Here is a 20,442-nt window from a genome sequence, read left to right on the forward strand (position 1 = left end):
AATTTCGTCTAAGGTAAGGTGAATCTAGCTACTCTGCCTGAAGTATACCCAGAAAGGTCGACAGGTTCACTCGCAAATGTGACAGAAACACCTTCTGGTGCTCCAAGAATGACACTAATCGGGGTTTCACCACGCACATTGATTGATTGGCCGGCTTTTTTAACGCCGGTAGACAGCGTTTTGCCAGTGGCATCTTTAACTTGAATCCAACAATCAGCGCTAAAAGTCATGCTGAGCAAATTACTCTCGTCAGCGTTGACCGGCGTATTTTCGGTGGTAGCTGGTGTGATGGATGGCTCCGCTTCTAAGATAGGCTCAACCCGACTATCGTTGACGGGGGACTCTTCCTCTTCTGCTTGCTCAACCGCTGATACCTCATTACCAACAGTCAGGTCACTCACCGTCGGTAGCTGATCCAAAATAGGGTCGGCCGACGCAGACTGCGGATTGGTTTGCTCAGTAATCAATGAACTACGCTCACTCGATGAAGTGAGATTATTGTGTTGGTTATTCTGCCACCACCACAGTGATGACATACCAATAATCACCAATACAATAACCCAAGTAATCAGCATGATACGACTATCGTGTTGAGCTCTTTTATTCTTCCTAGAAAAGCTCTGCATTCTCTGTTCTTGTGGGCCAGTAACATAATGTACTTCGTAAGATTCAACGACTTCAGCAACTGAGAGTCCGACGGCTTTAGCATAAGAACGCAGATAACCACGAGTAAAGGTTGCCACCAAATCAGAATCAAATTGGTTATCTTCAATGTTACGAATAATCGCCACCCGCAACCGTAAGCGATCAGCCACTTGCTTTTGACTCAATCCTAAAGTTTCTCGTTTCTGCTTAAGCAGCGTACCAGGTTGTTGAACGTTCGGCGTTTCTTCAACGATGGTCTCTTGTTGTGTATTCATCCGCGCTATCAATCTCTTTTATTCGTGTTCGAGCCGAAGCCTACGCTGTTATTTTTGTCTCTATTCGTTAATCGCGTTTAGGTTCTCAGGGCTCCAACAGGGAAAATGGTTTCATCCAATTCACTTAAGTTTCGATAATACTAACTTCCAGACTAATTTTGCTTATACAGCGAGGAAATTGCATTATCACTCATCAAGTAAGTTGGATATCACGTTTGTTCGATTCGACCGCTACATCGAATGGGCTCTTATTAAATCATTCTAATGGATCTTAGGCGGTAAACAACATTGATTTGAAAAAGAAATTACAGCTAGGTCAAGATTTTTCGTTAAATTGACATAAAAAAGCCATAATTTGCCACTGTGAGCTAAGAATCCTACTATGCATCAAAACACCTTACGCAGCCTGTTTCATTTAATAGCATGATTCTATCAAGGTGCTCGATGACCGATAAAAACTGAGCATCTATTGGCTTATAAACTCAAAATGTAATTCGACTTGTTTAGCCGTTTTCTCTTAACAATAACGCCAGCGAAAAGGCTGGCGTTATTAAAAAGGTTTATAAGGTTTTTACGGGAATAATCTGCTCAGGCTGCTGCTTTAATTTCGTCCGTTTGGTTCTGTCTATTACATCACCAACTAACTGACCGCAGGCAGCGTCAATATCATCACCACGCGTTTTACGTATTGTCACAGTATGCTCATATTGCATTAAGGTTTTCTGAAAACGATCAATGCGTGAATTACTGGGTTTTTTATACGGTGAACCTGGATAAGGATTAAACGGGATCAGGTTAATTTTACAAGGCGTCCCTTTCATCAACTGAGCCAGTTCATGCGCATGTTCAGTGCCATCATTCACATGATCCAACAAAACATATTCGACGGTTACTTTACCGCGATTGGCGTTAGAAGAGGCAATATAGCGGCGCACTGAAGCAAGAAAATCTTGAATATCCCAGCGATCATTAATCGGCATAATTTCGCTGCGTAGTTTATCGTTAGGTGCATGAAGTGAAATCGCTAAAGCAACGTCAATTTGCCCGGTCATTTGATCTAAACCAGAAACGACACCTGAAGTAGAGACCGTCACACGACGTTTCGACAAACCAAAACCGAGGTCATCAAGCATAAGTTCTAACGCAGGAATGAGGTTTTTCATATTGAGCAACGGCTCACCCATGCCCATCATTACCACGTTGGTGATCGGACGGCGGCCTGTTTCTTTTTCCAAACCAATTTCACGTGCTGCACGCCAAACCTGACCAATAATTTCCGAAACGCGTAAATTACGGTTAAACCCTTGCTGAGCGGTTGAACAAAACTTACATTCCAGCGCACAACCAACTTGTGAAGAGACACACAATGTGGCGCGATCTTCCTCGGGAATATAGACGGTTTCGACATCTTGATCTCCGACTCGCATTGCCCATTTAATCGTGCCATCACTGGAGTATTGAGCATCGGAAACGTAAGGCGCTCGAATCTCACAGTGAGTCTGTAATTTCTCACGTAGGTTTTTGTTAATGTTGGTCATTTTTTCGAAGTCATCACAACCGAAGTGATAAATCCACTTCATGATTTGATCAGCTCGAAACGCTTTTTCACCCAATTCTTCTGCGAAATAAGTACGTAAGCCTTTGCGATCAAAATCGAGCAGATTGACTTTTTCAGTGGTCATGTGGCCTCTCCAAGATGGAACTAGAATTAAGGGCGCGAATTGTACAGCCTTTATTCAATGACAACAAGCACAGTAAAACCCTGAATTTTTTGCGACATTGTTGGGATAGGAAAGCGGTTCTAGTCGATGATTAATCCCTGATGAGGCAGGACTCATCAGGGGTCACCAATAAACACTGTGATTAACTATTTACCTTCAGCTTAACGCTTACTTTATACCGTGGTAAAAGCCATAAACCATCCAGCGCTGAGTCTTGATGGTGCCATTTGGGTTCTACGGCAACTCACTCACTGCGTGGGTAAATTTCAGCGTCGGGAAAAAAGAACTCAATTTCACGAGCAGCCGAAATAGGACTATCGCTGCCGTGTACAGAGTTATAACGCATACTCAGCGCGTAATCAGAGCGTATCGTGCCACATGCCGCTTCTTCCGGATTAGTTTTACCCATTAATTCACGATAACGAGCAATCGCATTTTCTCCCTCTAACACTTGGACCATGATCGGACCTGATGTCATAAAGGCTTTTAGATCATTAAAGAACGCTTTTCCTTCATGCTCAGCATAAAAACCGCTCGCTTGATCTTCGGTTAAATGAACCATTTTTGCCGCGATAATTCTCAATCCCGCTTTTTCTATACGATGGTAAATCTCGCCGATTAAGTTACGCTTTACTGCGTCAGGTTTGATAATTGAAAATGTTCTTTCAAGAGCCATAAGATGTCCTTTTTGGATTTTGATAGTAAATAGTAAGGCTAATTGATACGTACTCCAATCGCTTGCTGCTACCTTTAGCGACAGATGAGTCACTCCCTAACCACATAGATAACCATGTCATAGGAGCTACTCAACGCCGTCAATACCGCTGTAATAGCAAAAAAGAGTACAAAACGGGGCAATCAACGCTGCCCCTTGGTTACTTATTATTTGGCCTGATCTAATAAAATACGCGCAACGGTCTTAACGCCCATCGCTGTTGCCCCAGCGGCCCATTTATCACTGGCGGATTTACGATACGTTCCCGCGCAATCGACATGTAGCCAGCCTTGCTGGTAATCGTCAACAAAGTAGGATAAGAAAGCCGCTGCCGTACTTGCACCCGGTGAATAATCACCAGAACAAATATTGGAGAGATCAGCAAAGTTCGAGGGCAACATATCACGGTGAAAATCAGCTAATGGCAGAGCCCATAATCCTTCATGCTCTTCTTGAGCTGCATTGAGCGCTTGTTGACTCAAAGCTTGGTCGAAGCTCAGTAATGCGTGGTAATCATTACCTAACGCATTTTTTGCAGCTCCCGTTAACGTTGCACAATCGATGATCAATTGTGGTTTTTGCTCTGAAGCGTAAATCAAACCATCAGCTAAGACTAACCGCCCTTCGGCGTCAGTATTCATAATTTCAACGGTTTTGCCGTTTTTATAGGTGATCACATCACCCAATTTTAATGCACGGCCAGATACCATGTTCTCAGCACAGCACAAAATGAGCTTAACGCGTTTATTCAAACCGCGCATGATAGCCAGCCCCAGGGCTCCGGTGATGGTTCCTGCTCCGCCCATATCCGCTTTCATCGAAGACATAAAATTAGACGGTTTTAAACTATAGCCACCAGAGTCAAAGGTAATGCCTTTGCCAACTAAGCAGGCAAATACAGGAGCATTATCATCGCCCGTTGGGTTGTAGTCTAATTGCAACATGGCAGAAGTGCGCTCAGAACCTCGACCTACCGCATAAATGCCTTCCCAATTTTCCGTCAATAGGTCTTTATCTTTTACAATTCGATAAGAGACGTGATCCGGAGCTAGTGACTTAATAAACTCGGCAGCCATGGTCGCTAATTGACGAGGAGCCACTTCTTCAGCACTTTTATTGATAATATCGCGTGTCCAATCCGCCGCTTTAATCCGTGCTTCAAGTTCAGTTTGATCAGCGCTGGCTAACGACTCCCACTGTAAGGTATTTTTCTTTTTAGGATCACGATAACCTTGGTGAAATGCCCAAATCGTTTCTAAGGTCCATGCTGAACCAGATAAATGTAACGAACGCAATCCTTGGCCATCTAATTTACGTGCTGCACGCTGAATGGCATTGAGATCATTCTCTTTCGATAAATGAATGGTCGCGCCCTGCTCTGAGAATGAGACGAGGGCTTTTTCTCCCCACTGAGGCTGGGCTGACTCTAGACTAATAAATACAGGCATCTGTGTAGACATGGTTTCTCCTTGTCCTATATGGTGTGGCCCTAATAGATATATTCCTTTGTTCCGTTACACTACCGCGCGATTACCGCTCTTGTAACGAGTCGAGAATAACTACTCTCGGATATATCTGAATCACAACGAATAATCAACCTAACGATGTTAACATTTTGTCGCGTAAAAATACCCACTGGATAAAAAAACGGACCATGAGGTCCGCTTATTTTGCTTAAAATTGTTAACTCAACACTGATTTGATGGCTCGCTGCCGACTATATTATTGAGCTTTCTTTGTGCATTTGCCACAAAGGCGACATATTACGCAATTGAGTCACTGCGCTACGAATATGTTCAATCGCATAATCTATTTCATCTTCGGTCGTAAAACGGCCAAATGAAAAACGAAGCGAGCTGTGTGCTAATTCATCATCCAAACCCAGTGCACGCAATACATAAGAAGGCTCTAAGCTAGCCGAGGTACAAGCACTGCCTGAAGAAACCGCAAGATCTTTCAGGGCCATTAACAACGATTCGCCTTCGACAAAAGCAAAACCGAGATTAAGGTTATGAGGAACACGCTGCTCTAAATCACCGTTAATGCTCACAGCTTCGATATCTTGTATGCCATTAAGTAAACGGTCACGTAAAGTTTTAGCATGTTGATAATCATGCTCCATCTCTTGTTTAGCGATGTTAAACGCTTCTCCCATCCCAACAATTTGATGGGTCGCCAGTGTTCCTGAGCGGAAACCGCGCTCATGACCACCACCATGCATCTGTGCTTCAAGATAAATACGCGGCTTGCGACGCACAAAGAGAGCCCCAATACCTTTAGGGCCATAAATTTTATGCGCTGAGAGTGAGATAAGATCGACTTTCATTGCTTGTACATCGACCTCAACTTTGCCCACGGATTGAGCCGCATCAACGTGAAAGATGATATTTCGATCACGACACAGCTCACCAATCGCAGTGATATCCTGAATCACACCAATTTCATTGTTGACATGCATCACCGACACTAGCACGGTATCATCACGCATGGCGGCTTGTAATTGATTTATATCGATCAATCCACGACGGTCAGGCTGAAGATACGTCACCTCAAAACCTTCCTGTTCTAGCTGGCGAGTAGTATCTAATACTGCTTTATGCTCAGTTTGACAGGTGATGATGTGCTTACCTTGTTTAGCATAAAAGTGCGCCGCACCTTTAATCGCCAAGTTATTCGACTCTGTTGCCCCTGAAGTAAAAACAATTTCACGCGGATCGGCATTAATAAGTTCAGCAACTTGTTCACGCGCCGTATCCACCGCTTCTTCTGCCTGCCAGCCATAACGATGCGATCGAGAAGCTGGATTACCAAACGTCCCATCCATCGTCATATGCTGAATCATCTTTTCAGCCACGCGCGGATCAACCGGACACGTAGCCGAATAGTCTAAATAAATAGGCAGTTTCATTTTTTACTCCAGTGTAAACATTACCGCTATGAGCGAGCGTTAAGACCAAAGGAGGCTGCACCAATAGTGACAGATTGAGAATGCTTATTGCCATTCCCTTGGTTCGCCGCAAGGTGCATGCCTTGGCGGTCAGAAATTTGTAAGACTTCGTTATCAACCATCAACTCACCGAGTGTGATGTTATTTAAGAAGTCGCTAATACGTGAACTGAGGTCACACCACAAGGTATGAGTGAGACAACGTGTGCCACCTTGGCAATCACCTTTACCATGACATTTCGTCGCATCGACAGATTCATCCACCGCGGCGATGACCGTACCAATAGAAATGGTACTCGCTTCTGCGCCTAAACGATAACCACCGCCAGGACCACGAACACTAGCAACTAAGCCAGCTTTACGTAATTTAGAAAATAGCTGCTCTAGATAAGACAGGGAAATACCTTGTCGCTCTGAAATATCCGCTAGAGGTACTGGGTTTTGCTGCGAATTTAGCGCCACATCTAACATGGCGGTTACCGCGTATCTTCCTTTAGATGTTAATCTCATATTACACCATATCCACATCGATTATGTGGTTGAGATTCTTCCATACCCGACTAATTCAGTCAAGTATTTAATTGACCAAATTAGTCGGGTATTTAACCTTAGATTAATCAGGTGATTACCGACGATTAAGGCTGGCGCATTTTTTTCTCTACTGCAGTCAACACGCCACGTAAGATATTAATTTCTTGCGCTTCTGGGCGAGCTCGGCTGAATAATCGACGGAGCTTGTTCATTACCTGCCCTGGCTGTGAAGGGGAGATAAACTCACTTTCCAACAACACTCGCTCTAGATGCTGATAAAATCGGTCCAGTTCTTGATGACGAGGATAGTCCACCATTGTCGGTGATGGAAATTCACCCTGTTGATGTGTTAAATGAGCAACGCGAATCTCGTAACATAACGTTTGCACGGCCATCGCTAAGTTTAATGAGCTGTATTCAGGGTTAGCAGGAATGCATACATGATAATGACAAAGCTGTAACTCTTCATTGGTTAAGCCCGTTCTTTCACGGCCAAATACTACCGCAACGGGATGGGTTTGACCTTCAATCGCAAATTGTTCGCCACACTGACGAGGATCAAGCATCGGCCACTCTAATGTACGTGAACGGGCGCTGCTACCAACGACTAACCCACACTCAGCGACCGCTTCACTCAGCGTGCTGACGACCTGAGCATTTAACGCAATATCACTGGCACCAGCCGCTAACGCGATTGCTTGAGCATCCACTGCGCATTCTGGTGCGACTAATACCATCTGACTTAGGCCCATCACTTTCATCGCTCTAGCCGCTGAACCAATGTTTCCTGAATGTGATGTGCCCACTAAAACGATTTTAACATTGTCTAACATGACGTTAATTTACCATCAATTTATCGCTAATCTCGCCGTCGATGATAACACTCGCTCGTTGATTCGCGTTGACGAGCGAGTCCATCTTAACTTTGACGGTATTAAATTGGCTTGAAGGGTTGGCTAAGTAACACGAGAATAATCCATACAAAAGCGGTTACTTGGCGTTCATTGTTCGATAATAACATAAAGCAAAATGAAATGATCAGGCCGTTTGTCGGCCGCATCATTAAGCGAATAAAAAATAACCACTTCCTTTTTGGTATGATTTTGCTATAATCCGCTCCGCTTTTTTCGTTCTTTAACATCCGTTGGGAAACTCGTATGCATCCAATGCTAAACATTGCTATTCGCGCTGCGCGAAAAGCAGGTAACCATATTGCTAAATCTCTAGAAAACGCTGACAAAATTGAATCCTTTCAAAAAGGAAACAATGACTTTGTTACTAATGTCGACAAAGAAGCGGAAGCGCTAATCATTGCTACCATCCAAAGCTCTTACCCTGAGCACTGCATTATTGCCGAAGAAGGCGGTCTTATCGAAGGTAAAGATAAAGACGTACAATGGATCATCGACCCACTGGATGGAACCAATAACTTCGTGAAAGGTATCCCTCATTTTGCGGTATCGATTGCCGTAAGAATGAACGGTCGCACAGAAGTTGCCTGTGTTTATGACCCAATGTTAAATGAACTATTTACTGCTCAACGCGGCTCTGGTGCTCAATTAAACAATGGTCGTATTCGCGTTAAGCCATTGAAAGATCTGCAAGGGGCTATCCTTGCGACTGGTTTCCCATTTAAGCAAAAACAACATTCTGAATCTTACCTAAAAATTATTTCTTCTTTGTTTGTTGAGTGCGCTGATTTTCGTCGTACTGGCTCAGCCGCCTTAGATTTATGTTATTTAGCGTCTAACCGTGTCGATGGCTACTTTGAGTTAGGTCTTAAACCATGGGATATGGCGGCAGGCGAACTGATCGCTCGTGAAGCAGGCGCAATTCTGGCCGATTTTGCTGGCGGTACTAATTACATGCAATCAGGCAATATTGTCGGCTCAAGCCCACGTGGTGTAAAAGCGATTTTGCAACACATCCGTGAAAACGGAAACAGTGCGATTTTTAAATAACCGTTCTATTGTCAAACAATCAGCATGGCACCAATCATCCATGCTCGCTTGATAAAAAAACCGCTGAATATTCAGCGGTTTTTTTGTTACTGGTGAAGACGAATCTCACTGTCACCTGTCAACCTTAAGCTAAGGCAACTCATCCAACTCAGCACCCTCTTTTTCTATAGGTGCTGGAATAAGATGCTCACGGGTAATACCAAGCTTTAACGCTAACGCCGAAGCAACGTAGATAGAAGAGTAAGTACCTACCGTGATCCCCAACAGTAATGCGGTAGCAAAACCATGGATATTCGCACCACCTTGGACAAATAATGCGATCACCACAAACAAGGTCGTGCCTGAAGTAATTAACGTCCGACTGAGTGTTTGCGTAATGGAGCTATTCATTACTTCCGCTGAATCGCCTTTACGCAACTTACGGAAATTCTCACGAATACGGTCAAAGACCACTATCGTATCGTTCAACGAATAGCCGACCACCGTTAGTAAAGCGGCCACGATCGTTAAATCAATTTCGATTTGCAGTAACGAGAAAATACCTAGGGTGATGATTACGTCGTGAGCTAGAGATAATACGGCTCCAGAGGCTAAACGCCATTCAAAACGCATTGAAACGTAAAGCAAAATACAGATGAGTGAGGCTAAAATTGCTAAGCCTCCCGCTTCTGCCAGCTCATCACCAACGTTAGGACCAACAAACTCGATCCGGCGCATATCAACGCTTTCACCCGTTCCCTCTTTGATGGCATTCAGAATTTGGTTACCGAGCGTTTCTCCAGCGACCCCTTCACGAGGACGCAAACGGACCATTACATCACGTGCTGAACCAAAGTTTTGTACTGTTGCATCACCAAATCCACGCTCATCAAGGGCATGGCGAATTTTCTCCAGATTCGCAGGCTCGGCAAAACCCACTTCTATCAGTGTTCCGCCAGTAAAGTCCAATCCCCAGTTTAACCATTTGGTGGATAAGGTAAAAATTGACGCGCCAATCATCAATAGCGATAAGACAAACGTAAACTTTGACCAACGCATAAAGTCGATCGTTTTCTCTGCTTTCAGAATTTGATACATAATGATTCCTAGCCTTAGATCGACAATTTATTAATACGTTTCCCGCCATACAGCAGGTTAACCACACAACGCGTACCGATAATCGCGGTAAACATCGACGTTAAGATACCAATCGATAAAGTAACGGCGAAGCCTTTGATCGCACCAGTACCCACCGCAAACAAAATAATCGCCGTGATCAGCGTCGTGATATTCGCATCAGCAATGGTACTAAACGCATTGGCGTAACCTTGGTGGATCGCTTGTTGCGGATTACGACCTTCACGTAGCTCTTCACGAATACGTTCAAAAATCAGCACGTTAGCATCTACCGCCATACCAACCGTTAACACAATACCGGCAATGCCGGGTAAGGTCATGGTTGCTCCGGGAATCATCGACATAATGCCGATAATCAACACTAAGTTGGTCAACAAGGCTAAGTTAGCAATCAAGCCAAACGTACGATAGTACAGTGCAGTAAAGATCATCACCGCAAACAAACCCCAGATACAAGCTTGAATACCCATGTCGATATTCTGTTGTCCCATTGACGGGCCAATCGTCCGCTCTTCAACGATCGAAATCGGTGCGATTAATGCGCCTGCACGTAGTAATAACGCTAAATTTTGAGCCTCAGCCGCCGAGTTGATGCCGGTGATTCGGAAATTACGCCCCAATGCTGACTGAATCGTCGCTTGGTTGATGACTTCTTCATGCTTTTCTAAAATCACTCGGCCATCGTCGGTTCTTTCACCACTGTCTCGATATTCAGCAAATACCGTTGCCATCAGCTTACCAATATTATTTCTTGAGAAAGCCGACATCTTACTGCCACCTTCACTATCAAGAGAAATATTGACCTGTGGGCGACCGTATTCGTCGGCACTTGAACTGGCGTCAGTAATACTTGAACCACCCAAAATGACTCGACGTTTTAAAACAACAGGACGACCATCGCGATCCAGTTTAATTTCACTACCTGCAGGCACTCGACCTGCCGCTGCGGCAGCCAGATCAGCCGTAGCGTCGACTTCACGAAACTCAAGGGTTGCCGTCGCACCTAAAATTTCTTTCGCACGTGCAGTATCCTGTACGCCAGGTAATTCAACCACAATCCGACTCGCACCTTGACGCTGAACTAAAGGTTCTGCAACCCCTAATTCATTGACACGATTGCGTAAAATAGTGATATTTTGCTCAACCGCGTAGTTGCGAATCTCTTGTAAACGGGCGTCTGTAAATTTGGCTACCAAGAGGAAGCGCCCATCACGATCAGAAGCGGTAAAATTCATATCACGATGATTCGCCTCTAATAGACGGCGAGTTTCTTCAAGCTGAGCGGCATCGCGTAAAATGATCTCGACGGAATCCGCTTGACTACGGATCGCACGGTAGCGGATCTTCTCATCGCGCAATTCACTACGAAAAGCTTCTTCTTGTTGGCTGACTAATCGCTCCATTGCCGCGTCCATGTCCACTTCCATTAAAAAGTGAACTCCGCCGCGTAAATCAAGGCCAAGTTTCATCGGCGCTGCGCCAATGGATTCTAGCCAACGAGGAGTGGAAGGCGCTAAGTTCAGCGCAACAATGGTGTCATTGCCTAAAGCTTCATTAATGATGTCACGAGCACTGATTTGGGTATCAGTGTCATTAAAACGCACCAAAATGGAGCCATTTTCGAAAGCAATGGATTTATGAGAGAGTTGCGCTTTATCGAGCGCTTCAGTGACAGCATCCAGCGTTGACATATCTACAGAGGCGCCACGCGCCCCTGTAACTTGAATAGCCGGATCTTCACCGTAAAGATTAGGAAGTGCGTATAAAGCAGAAATGGTAATGGCAAACACAACCATTAAGTACTTCCATAACGGATAACGGTTTAGCACAGCGAGGATCCTCTAGCTGTTTTACAAAGATTTAAGTGTACCTTTTGGTAACACGGCAGAAACGAAGTCTTTTTTGATCACAACTTCATTATTGTTGTTCAATTCAACAGAGATAAAATCATTATCATCAGCGATTTTAGTGATTCTTCCCACTAAAACACCACTGGTTAAGACTTCATCACCTTTCGCCATTGAGGCCATTAGGCTTTTATGCTCTTTCACTCGTTTAGACTGTGGGCGGTAAATCATAAAATAGAAAATTACCGCAAACATGCCAAGCATGATCAGCATTTCGAAACCACCACCCTGTGATGCACCTTCACCTGCTGCGTGCGCTACAGAAATTAGACTCATTGAGAAACGTCCTCTAAGTTATTGTTTGTAATATTTGTAGGTATTGGGCCGCACTAAGACAAATTCAAGCCATGAATAGACCCTTCAGGATAAATCCATCTCAGTGCTTGCCATTACGCTTGTTCGATTTGTAGCGGCGGCACTTCGCGTTGACGGCGTGCGTAAAACGCTTCTACAAATTGATCAAAGCGATCTTCGTCTATCGCTTTACGAATACTTTCCATCAATCGTTGGTAATAACGTAGATTGTGAATAGTATTCAGACGAGCGCCAAGGATCTCATTACAACGATCCAAATGGTGCAAGTACGACTTAGAATAATTTTTGCAAGTGTAACAGTCACAGTGCGGATCCAGTGGTGTTGTATCGGTTTTATGTACTGCATTACGGATCTTGATCACACCACCGGTCACAAATAGGTGTCCGTTACGAGCATTTCGTGTTGGCATCACACAGTCAAACATATCGACGCCACGACGCACACCTTCTACCAAATCTTCTGGCTTACCCACGCCCATTAAGTAGCGAGGCTTATCTTCAGGCAGCTGCGGGCAGGTGTGCTCTAAAATACGATGCATATCGGGCTTGGGTTCTCCAACCGCAAGGCCACCGACCGCATAACCATCAAAACCGATTTGTGTCAGTCCTTTCACTGACTCATCACGTAAATCTTCGTATACCCCACCCTGAACAATGCCAAACAGTGAATTGGTATTGTTGAGCTTGTCAAAATGATCACGAGAGCGCTGCGCCCAACGTAATGACATTTGCATCGATTTTTTTGCTTCGTCATGCGTCGCAGGGTAAGGCGTACATTCATCGAAAATCATTACGATATCTGAACCTAAATCTTTTTGGATTTCCATGGATTTTTCGGCATCCATAAAGATTTTGTCACCATTTACAGGGTTGCGAAAATGCACCCCCTCTTCGGTGATTTTACGAATTTCGCCCAAACTAAACACTTGGAAACCACCAGAGTCAGTCAGAATCGGGCCTTGCCAATTCATAAAGTCGTGCAAATCACCATGCATTTTCATCACTTCTTGGCCTGGACGCAGCCAGAGATGGAAGGTGTTACCCAGCAAAATTTCAGCACCCGTTTCTTTAACTTCTTCCGGGGTCATGCCCTTTACTGTGCCATAAGTCCCAACGGGCATAAAGGCCGGGGTTTGTACGGTGCCACGTTCAAAGGTCAACTGACCTCGACGCGCATTACCATTTTTCTTTTTCAGTTCAAACGTTAACTTCACAAAGCCTCCAATGTCAGAGAAACAGTCTGACGATATTAAGGGATCAAGCTTACGCCTGATTTTTTTCAATAAACATCGCATCACCATAGCTGAAGAAGCGATATTTCTGCTCTACCGCATGCTGATAAGCAGCCATAGTGTGCTCATAACCAGCAAAGGCACTGACCAACATAATCAGCGTCGACTCTGGTAGATGAAAATTGGTGATCAATGCATCAATCAATTGATATTGATAACCAGGAAAAATAAAAATATCCGTATCACCAAAAAAAGGCGCTAACGCTGTGCCTTTCGCAAGTGCATCTTGCGCTGCGCTCTCTAAAGAACGCACCGAGGTTGTCCCAACCGCAATCACTCTGCCACCACGAGCCTTTGTCGCTGCAATCGCCGCGACCACTTCTTCTGGTACTTCAACGTATTCAGCATGCATATGGTGATCATGAATATTTTCCACGCGCACCGGTTGGAAAGTACCCGCGCCGACATGCAAAGTCACATAGGCAAACTCAACGCCTTTGGCTTGAATTTGATCCAGTAATGCTTGGTCAAAATGTAGCCCAGCTGTTGGTGCGGCAACGGCGCCCGGCTTTTGATTATAAACCGTTTGATAACGCTCTTTATCGGTTTCTTCATCGGGACGATCAATATATGGTGGCAAAGGCATATGGCCAATATGGTTTAAGATTTCCAAAACCGTTTGCTGGGCATTAAATCGAATCTCAAACAAGGCATCATGGCGTGCGACCATGGTCGCTAAATATTGGTCCTGCTCACCCAGATAAAGTTCTGTCCCCGGTTTAGGCGGCTTGGAACAACGAACGTGCGCTAAAATAGAGTGCTCATCGAGCATACGCTCAACCAACACTTCTAATTTACCACCACTGGCTTTACGACCAAATAAACGAGCTGGGATAACACGAGTATTGTTAAAGACTAATAAGTCTCCTGGCTCGATATAATGCAACACATCGGTAAATGTGCCATCAACCCGTTCACCGGTGGTGCCATTTAATCGCAGTAACCGACTATCAGTACGCTGCGCTTTCGGGTAACGAGCGATTAGCTCATCTGGGAGGTCAAAGTGAAAATCTGAAACTTGCATGGCTCTTTCTTGGTTATTGATAAGGTTAGCGACGGTTCATTTCGCGGCGCAACAGTATATACCCAAGCTCCGGCAAGATACAGGATTGTCAGCAGCCAGGATACGTTCAATCGATTAAGGATTGTAATCAAAAGTGACTTAGCGGCTTCTCTGCTGCGATTACCAGTAAAAGCTGACTTAACTCTCAGATATTAACCACAAACAAACCTATACTGAATATCAACAGACCGCGCGCCACGTTACGTTCATTGGCCAGTTAAACTTGGTTACCGATCATCGAAAGGAAAAGGAGTTGGTTATGATCAAAGTTGAAGACATGATGACTCGCAACCCACATACTTTGTTGCGTACCCACACAATAGCCGACGCCCGAAATATGATGGAAGCATTAGATATTCGTCATATCCCTATTGTCGATGCCAATCGCCGGTTATTAGGCATTATTACTCATCGTGATGTATTGGCAGCACAAGAGTCGAGTCTATACAACAAAATCACCGATACCTCACACACCGAAACGACTCCTTTATATGAGGTCATGCACACTGGCGTCATGTCGGTCGCTCCACAAGCCGGCCTAAAAGAAAGTGCTATCTACATGCAACGGCATAAAGTTGGCTGTTTACCGGTGGTCAGTAAAGGCGAGTTGGTCGGGATTATTACCGATAGTGACTTCGTCGCAATTGCTATCAACTTGCTAGAATTACAAGAAAACAGCGAGCCTGATGAAGTCGATACTGACAATGACAATGACTTTGAACAAGACGTTTTGTAACTGGCCAATAGCTAGCCGATAGAATGGATGGATGGATAAATAAAAAAGAGCATGGTGATCAATACCCTTGCTCTTTTTATTTTTGAGATAGCTTGCTATCACTCAGACAATTGAGTGATGCGATAAATTTATTAAAGTTGCAGTGTCCACTGCAACTTTACGTCATCAGATTATCACCATGCAGAAGTTAGAACTGCTCTTCTTCGGTTGAACCGGTTAGCGCAGTGACCGATGATTGGCCACCTTGAATCGTGTTGGTCATTTTATCAAAATAACCCGTGCCCACTTCTTGTTGGTGAGCAACAAACGTATAGCCTTTCTCAGCGGCGGCAAACTCTTTACGCTGAACCATTTCAACATAATGACGCATCCCTTCACCTTGAGCATAGGCATGGGCAAGTTCAAACATGTTAAACCACATATTATGAATGCCAGCTAAAGTGATAAATTGGTATTTATAGCCCATATTCGCTAATTCTTGCTGGAATTTAGCAATCGTTTCTGCATCCAGGTTTTTCTCCCAGTTAAACGATGGCGAGCAGTTATAAGCCAATAGTTGATCAGGGTACTGAGCATGAATCGCTTCAGCAAACTGTCTGGCTTCTTCTAAATCAGGTTTAGCGGTTTCACACCAAATCAAATCGGCGTACGGGGCATAAGCCAAACCACGAGAAATCGCTTGATCGATCCCAGCACGAACACGATAGAAACCTTCCGCCGTACGCTCACCAACAATGAAATCGGCATCATAAGGATCACAGTCCGACGTTAATAGATCCGCGGCATTAGCATCAGTTCGAGCAATCACCAGCGTGGTTGTTCCAGCAACATCAGCAGCCAGACGTGCAGCCACCAATTTTTGCACCGCTTCTTGAGAAGGAACCAGTACCTTGCCGCCCATATGACCACATTTTTTCACCGATGCTAATTGGTCTTCAAAGTGAACCCCAGCCGCACCCGCTTCAATCATCGACTTCATGAGTTCATAAGCATTCAGTACACCGCCAAACCCCGCTTCTGCGTCAGCGACTATTGGTAAAAAGTAATCGATCCCACCTTCATCTTGCGGAGCTTTACCATTTGACCATTGAATTTGATCAGCACGACGAAACGCGTTATTAATGCGTTTAATCACACTAGGAACTGAATCTACCGGATAGAGCGATTGATCAGGATACATCGTCCCAGCGGTATTATTGTCCGCCGCGACTTGCCAACCTGAAAGGTAAATCGCTTCGATACCAGCTTTAGCTTGCTGGACAGCTTGTCCTCCCGTCAAAGCACCAAGACAGTTAACGTAGCCTTTTTTAGCACTGCCGTTTACCAGTTCCCATAATTTATCTGCACCACGCTGGGCAATGGTATTGGCTGGGGTAACTGAGCCCCGAAGATTGACTACATCTTCTGCACTGTATGTCCGCTTAACGTGTTTCCAACGTGGATTCGTTGCCCAATCTTTTTCTAGTGCTTCGATTTGCTGGCGGCGAGTTAATGTCATGATCTGTCCCTCTTATTATTGGTTTCGCGTGGCTAATGGCACACGCCGATATCGTCCTTTTCGCCACTCACTCTGATTAGGTGAGTTTTGAAGTTCTGTTTCACGTTACATTTATTATTGGTTAAGACCGTTCTACGCCAAGTAGTCGTAGCCCGGGATAGTTAAAAAATTACCGAGATCGTCACTGGTAGTGAGACGTTCAATCAATTCAGCCGCTTCAGTAAACCGCCCCTGATCAAAACGTGCTTGTCCAACTTCAGCTTTAACGACTTCAATTTCTTGAGCTAAGTAATCACGAAATAACGTTTTCGTGACTACCTGTCCGTTATCTAAGGTTTTACCGTGCTGAATCCATTGCCAAATTGAAGCGCGAGAAATTTCTGCGGTTGCAGCGTCTTCCATCAAGCCATAAATAGGCACACAGCCATTACCAGAAATCCACGCTTCGACGTACTGCAAAGCAACACGGATATTATGTCGCATGCCTTGTTCGCTCCGTGGGCCATCACAAGGAGCAAGCAGCGCTTCTGCACGAATTGGCGCATCCGATAAGCGAGTGACATCCAATTGATTACGACGCTCACCCAGCACTTGATTGAAGACCTCCATAGCGGTATCCGCTAATCCAGGATGAGCGACCCAAGTCCCATCATGGCCATTCATCGCTTCGAGCATTTTGTCATGACGGATTTTTTCCAGTACTTGAGCGTTAAGCGCGGGATCTTTGGCCGGAATAAAGGCCGCCATGCCTCCCATGGCAAATGCGCCGCGTCGGTGGCAGGTATAGATCAGTAAACGTGAGTAAGCATTCAAAAATGGCTTATCCATCGTCACGACTTGACGGTCAGGCAATACGCGATCAGGGTGTTTTTTCAAGGTTTTAATGTAGCTAAAGATATAATCCCAGCGGCCACAGTTCAGCCCCACAATATGTTCTTTAAGAGCAAAGAGGATTTCATCCATCTGAAACACCGCAGGCAGAGTCTCAATCAGCACCGTCGCTTTTATCGTCCCGGTCTCTAAACCAAAATAATCTTCGGTAAAATGGAAGACATCACTCCACCATTGCGCTTCTTGGTAAGCTTGGAGTTTAGGTAAATAGAAATAAGGACCACTGCCTTTTTTCAATAACGCTTTATAGTTATTGAAAAAATACAAAGCGAAATCAAATAAAGCCCCGGGAATCGCTTGCTCAGCAAATAGGGCATGCTTCTCTTGTAAATGCAGCCCTCGAACCCGACAAATCAACACGGCTGGATCTTCTTTAAGTTGATAGACCTTATCGTTATCAGGATTACGATAACTGATGGTGCCATTCACCGCATCGCGCAAATTCACTTGTCCATCGAGCAGCTTATCCCAAGCGGGTGACATCGAATCTTCAAAATCTGCCATGAAGACTTTAACGTTGGCATTGAGTGCATTGATGACCATTTTACGATCCGTTGGACCGGTAATTTCTACTCTTCGATCTTGCAGATCGTTAGGAATACCGAGGATTTTCCAGCTGCCTTCACGAATATCGATGGTTTGCTCTAAAAAATCAGGCAGGTGACCTTGATCAATATGCTGCTGTTGTTGTTCGCGCTCATTGAGTAACGTATTCACTCGCGACGCAAAATGACGACACAGCTCAGCTAAAAAGGTTTGGGCTTCAACAGGGAAAATGGCGCTATGTTCCGAGGATAGAGTCCCCTTAATAACTAATTGATCGTGATGCTTAGCATTTTCAATGGCTGATGACGATTTATCGGGGGTTTGAGCAAGCATGGCATCCTTCCTTAGAGAGTATCTTTATCTGTCATTTGTAAATTTAGAACTACAAAAAACACAGTAAGCGTATAACAATAATATTGGCGAGTTGTGTTTATAAGCCTGACTTAATCCATCAATGGGTCAAAGGTAAGTCAGCACGATACAAACCAATAAACTCAAGACAAACATTACCCTATAAGCCATTACAATTAAAGAGCGAAAGTTAACACATCGTTAAATTCAACGTTTTATTCCGTTTCAAACTATCGTTTATTATTGGCTTGAAAAATGTAATTTATTACGTAATAAAATTACACTAAAAATTAACCTTGAAAGTCGTTTAAAACAGCCGTTCGATAATTAAATCGATCAGCGATATCGTATTTTCAGGGTTCAAGCAGGATAGATAACCGAATGTTGAAACAATGGAATGAGGAAAAGATGTAAAATTAACCATGTGAAGTTTTACTATTTTATGAAAGCTTCAAAACTTTATCGCTGTAAAATTTGACAAAAAAAGATTCACTAGCAGAGTTAAACTCTGTTTAATTAATAAAAAATGGCAAATAAAACTAGAAAAACCGCAAATATACAGGACAGCCAAACGGCTTAACATCATTATGCTCTCCAAACGACTTGGCACAATTAACCGCTAGCAAGCAAGCCACTGGCAAATTTATCTGCAAAAAACCACTACCAATGCCAATGAGAGCCAAACCTCGCTTTCACTGGCTCCATGAACATAGATAAATAATGGAATTAGAGTAAACAAACGTCGCTAATATCACGGCAGCTTCCAAAACAAAGAGTGTATCGCCGCCATCGTCGCTCCCTTATTGTGTCCTGAGAGAGCGTTATAATAACTGCGACACGACTTCGGCAAGCTGTTCGAAAGTTGGCTGGCGAGATGAACCGGGACGCCATACCACACCAATTTCTCGATAAGCCTGCTGACCGGGAGGATCAATAATCACTAAGTTTTGATTATCTAACAGACCATGTTCAATCGCCATTTGCGGAATAAACGTCATACCTAATCCGTTGGCCACCATTTGTACTAAGGTATGTAAACTGGTTGCCATAAAAGGATTGATTTTTTCTTTATCGGTTAACTTGCAAGCAGATACCGCATGCTCAGTTAAGCAGTGCTCATGCTCTAATAAAAATACCGATTCATTAGGCAGATCATCATAAGTGATAGGTACTCGAATACGGTCCGCCTGCTGACGGCTAATCACCATCCTAAAAGGATCTCGACCAACGATTCGACTCATCATCTGACCGATGTCCATCGGTAAGGCGAGAATTAATACATCGAGCTCTCCGACTCGCAAGGCGTTTAATAAATTAGCGGTCGTATCTTCGCGTAATAATAAGTGTAACTTAGGATAACGCTGGTTAAGCTCTTGCACCAAATCACACAATAAAAAAGGCGCGATCGTCGGAATGCACCCTAGTTTGAGCTGTCCTTCCATTGGCCCATTCTGACACTGCTGCCCTAACTCCAGCAGATCTTTACCTTTCGCCAGTAATTCACGCCCTCCCTTTACCACTTGTTCTCCGGCATAAGTAAAAACCAACGGGCTTTTTTTGTCTGATTTCTCATATAAAGGGCAACCAATCAGAGTCTGCAAATTTTGAATGCCTTTACTCAGTGTCGATTGGCTAACAAAACACCGTTCAGCCGCTTCACTAAAATGCCGTGTTTCATATAACGTAATCAAATAATGTAGCTGCTTTAAGCTTGGCCATTTATTCATCGTATTCTCTTTATTCTCCACTCAAATAGCTTAAAACGCGATTTCTCGTACCGAGTAAATTCAGCCACTAATCCTTATCGCTTTTTTCGATTAACTTAATCTATTTAATTCGCTTTTTTCTATGCTACATGGTGTACTATAGTTTGTCTCGTTTAAATGGACTTGATAAAACATGCTGTTTTATCAAGCATTAACCATCATCTTAG

General features: G+C 44.1%; 17 protein-coding genes. 2 read left to right on the top strand and 15 right to left on the bottom strand.

Annotated features, from left to right (window positions below):
• Positions 1 to 8: 8 nt before the first annotated feature.
• From VIB_RS10115 to trmJ, 7 genes are all read right to left on the bottom strand, one after another.
• Complete coding sequence (locus tag VIB_RS10115; protein WP_004395842.1) at positions 9 to 920, bottom strand: RodZ domain-containing protein; 912 nt, start codon at positions 918 to 920, stop codon at positions 9 to 11.
• A gap of 560 nt (positions 921 to 1,480) precedes the next feature.
• A complete protein-coding gene (rlmN, locus tag VIB_RS10120; protein WP_004395843.1) occupies positions 1,481 to 2,602 on the bottom strand; it encodes a dual-specificity RNA methyltransferase RlmN in 1,122 nt (373 codons plus the stop codon).
• A 283-nt stretch (positions 2,603 to 2,885) separates the two neighbouring features.
• On the bottom strand, positions 2,886 to 3,317 hold the full coding sequence (gene ndk / locus VIB_RS10125; protein ID WP_004395844.1) for a nucleoside-diphosphate kinase: 432 nt from the start codon (positions 3,315 to 3,317) through the stop codon (positions 2,886 to 2,888).
• Between the two features lie 206 nt (positions 3,318 to 3,523).
• Complete coding sequence (pepB, locus tag VIB_RS10130; protein WP_004395845.1) at positions 3,524 to 4,816, bottom strand: aminopeptidase PepB; 1,293 nt, start codon at positions 4,814 to 4,816, stop codon at positions 3,524 to 3,526.
• Between the two features lie 257 nt (positions 4,817 to 5,073).
• Positions 5,074 to 6,264: an IscS subfamily cysteine desulfurase gene (locus VIB_RS10135; protein ID WP_004395846.1), complete on the bottom strand. Its 1,191-nt coding sequence runs from the start codon at positions 6,262 to 6,264 to the stop codon at positions 5,074 to 5,076.
• A 26-nt stretch (positions 6,265 to 6,290) separates the two neighbouring features.
• Positions 6,291 to 6,812 (bottom strand): Fe-S cluster assembly transcriptional regulator IscR, encoded by a 522-nt coding sequence (iscR, locus tag VIB_RS10140; RefSeq protein WP_083797766.1) that lies wholly within the window; start codon positions 6,810 to 6,812, stop codon positions 6,291 to 6,293.
• Between the two features lie 125 nt (positions 6,813 to 6,937).
• Complete coding sequence (gene trmJ / locus VIB_RS10145; protein WP_004395848.1) at positions 6,938 to 7,666, bottom strand: tRNA (cytosine(32)/uridine(32)-2'-O)-methyltransferase TrmJ; 729 nt, start codon at positions 7,664 to 7,666, stop codon at positions 6,938 to 6,940.
• A 324-nt stretch (positions 7,667 to 7,990) separates the two neighbouring features.
• Between trmJ and suhB the strand changes: the two genes are divergently transcribed.
• On the top strand, positions 7,991 to 8,794 hold the full coding sequence (suhB, locus tag VIB_RS10150; protein ID WP_004395850.1) for an inositol-1-monophosphatase: 804 nt from the start codon (positions 7,991 to 7,993) through the stop codon (positions 8,792 to 8,794).
• Between the two features lie 129 nt (positions 8,795 to 8,923).
• Here the strand turns inward: suhB and secF are convergent, their stop codons facing one another.
• The 5 genes from secF to queA all read right to left on the bottom strand — a co-directional run bounded on the left by secF (position 8,924) and on the right by queA (position 14,448).
• Positions 8,924 to 9,871 (bottom strand): protein translocase subunit SecF, encoded by a 948-nt coding sequence (gene secF, locus VIB_RS10155; RefSeq protein ID WP_004395851.1) that lies wholly within the window; start codon positions 9,869 to 9,871, stop codon positions 8,924 to 8,926.
• 14 nt (positions 9,872 to 9,885) lie between these two features.
• Positions 9,886 to 11,739: a protein translocase subunit SecD gene (gene secD, locus VIB_RS10160; RefSeq protein ID WP_083797767.1), complete on the bottom strand. Its 1,854-nt coding sequence runs from the start codon at positions 11,737 to 11,739 to the stop codon at positions 9,886 to 9,888.
• Between the two features lie 21 nt (positions 11,740 to 11,760).
• Positions 11,761 to 12,093, bottom strand: coding sequence for a preprotein translocase subunit YajC (gene yajC / locus VIB_RS10165; protein WP_004395853.1), 333 nt, complete (start codon positions 12,091 to 12,093; stop codon positions 11,761 to 11,763).
• Positions 12,094 to 12,206: 113 nt separating this feature from the next.
• Positions 12,207 to 13,346 carry a tRNA guanosine(34) transglycosylase Tgt gene (gene tgt, locus VIB_RS10170; RefSeq protein WP_004395854.1) on the bottom strand — a complete coding sequence of 380 codons (1,140 nt, stop codon included), beginning with the start codon at positions 13,344 to 13,346 and terminating at the stop codon, positions 12,207 to 12,209.
• Between the two features lie 49 nt (positions 13,347 to 13,395).
• Complete coding sequence (queA, locus tag VIB_RS10175) at positions 13,396 to 14,448, bottom strand: tRNA preQ1(34) S-adenosylmethionine ribosyltransferase-isomerase QueA (protein WP_004395855.1); 1,053 nt, start codon at positions 14,446 to 14,448, stop codon at positions 13,396 to 13,398.
• 298 nt (positions 14,449 to 14,746) lie between these two features.
• Here queA and VIB_RS10180 point away from each other — a divergent pair, with 298 nt between their 5' ends.
• Entirely contained in the window at positions 14,747 to 15,223 is a 477-nt protein-coding gene (locus VIB_RS10180) for a CBS domain-containing protein (protein WP_004395856.1), read from the top strand.
• 187 nt (positions 15,224 to 15,410) lie between these two features.
• On the opposite strand, the gene aceA is transcribed toward VIB_RS10180, so the two are convergent.
• The 3 genes from aceA to VIB_RS10195 all read right to left on the bottom strand — a co-directional run bounded on the left by aceA (position 15,411) and on the right by VIB_RS10195 (position 20,236).
• A complete protein-coding gene (gene aceA, locus VIB_RS10185; RefSeq protein ID WP_004395857.1) occupies positions 15,411 to 16,721 on the bottom strand; it encodes an isocitrate lyase in 1,311 nt (436 codons plus the stop codon).
• Positions 16,722 to 16,853: 132 nt separating this feature from the next.
• The gene (aceB, locus tag VIB_RS10190) at positions 16,854 to 18,491 is read right to left on the bottom strand and encodes a malate synthase A (protein WP_004395858.1); all 1,638 of its coding nucleotides are present in this window, start codon (positions 18,489 to 18,491) and stop codon (positions 16,854 to 16,856) included.
• Between the two features lie 839 nt (positions 18,492 to 19,330).
• Positions 19,331 to 20,236: a hydrogen peroxide-inducible genes activator gene (locus tag VIB_RS10195; protein ID WP_004395859.1), complete on the bottom strand. Its 906-nt coding sequence runs from the start codon at positions 20,234 to 20,236 to the stop codon at positions 19,331 to 19,333.
• Between the last annotated feature and the right edge of the window lie 206 nt (positions 20,237 to 20,442).

The organism is Vibrio metschnikovii CIP 69.14 (assembly GCF_000176155.1).
GTDB lineage: Bacteria > Pseudomonadota > Gammaproteobacteria > Enterobacterales > Vibrionaceae > Vibrio > Vibrio metschnikovii.

Excerpts from the sequence above, each read along its gene's own strand:
- VIB_RS10115 (WP_004395842.1), bottom strand. The coding sequence starts at position 920 with ATGAATACACAACAAGAGACCATCGTTGAAGAAACGCCGAACGTTCAA.
- rlmN (WP_004395843.1), bottom strand. The coding sequence starts at position 2,602 with ATGACCACTGAAAAAGTCAATCTGCTCGATTTTGATCGCAAAGGCTTA.
- ndk (WP_004395844.1), bottom strand. The coding sequence starts at position 3,317 with ATGGCTCTTGAAAGAACATTTTCAATTATCAAACCTGACGCAGTAAAG.
- pepB (WP_004395845.1), bottom strand. The coding sequence starts at position 4,816 with ATGTCTACACAGATGCCTGTATTTATTAGTCTAGAGTCAGCCCAGCCT.
- VIB_RS10135 (WP_004395846.1), bottom strand. The coding sequence starts at position 6,264 with ATGAAACTGCCTATTTATTTAGACTATTCGGCTACGTGTCCGGTTGAT.
- iscR (WP_083797766.1), bottom strand. The coding sequence starts at position 6,812 with ATGAGATTAACATCTAAAGGAAGATACGCGGTAACCGCCATGTTAGAT.
- trmJ (WP_004395848.1), bottom strand. The coding sequence starts at position 7,666 with ATGTTAGACAATGTTAAAATCGTTTTAGTGGGCACATCACATTCAGGA.
- suhB (WP_004395850.1), top strand. The coding sequence starts at position 7,991 with ATGCATCCAATGCTAAACATTGCTATTCGCGCTGCGCGAAAAGCAGGT.
- secF (WP_004395851.1), bottom strand. The coding sequence starts at position 9,871 with ATGTATCAAATTCTGAAAGCAGAGAAAACGATCGACTTTATGCGTTGG.
- yajC (WP_004395853.1), bottom strand. The coding sequence starts at position 12,093 with ATGAGTCTAATTTCTGTAGCGCACGCAGCAGGTGAAGGTGCATCACAG.
- queA (WP_004395855.1), bottom strand. The coding sequence starts at position 14,448 with ATGCAAGTTTCAGATTTTCACTTTGACCTCCCAGATGAGCTAATCGCT.
- VIB_RS10180 (WP_004395856.1), top strand. The coding sequence starts at position 14,747 with ATGATCAAAGTTGAAGACATGATGACTCGCAACCCACATACTTTGTTG.
- aceA (WP_004395857.1), bottom strand. The coding sequence starts at position 16,721 with ATGACATTAACTCGCCGCCAGCAAATCGAAGCACTAGAAAAAGATTGG.
- aceB (WP_004395858.1), bottom strand. The coding sequence starts at position 18,491 with ATGCTTGCTCAAACCCCCGATAAATCGTCATCAGCCATTGAAAATGCT.
- VIB_RS10195 (WP_004395859.1), bottom strand. The coding sequence starts at position 20,236 with ATGAATAAATGGCCAAGCTTAAAGCAGCTACATTATTTGATTACGTTA.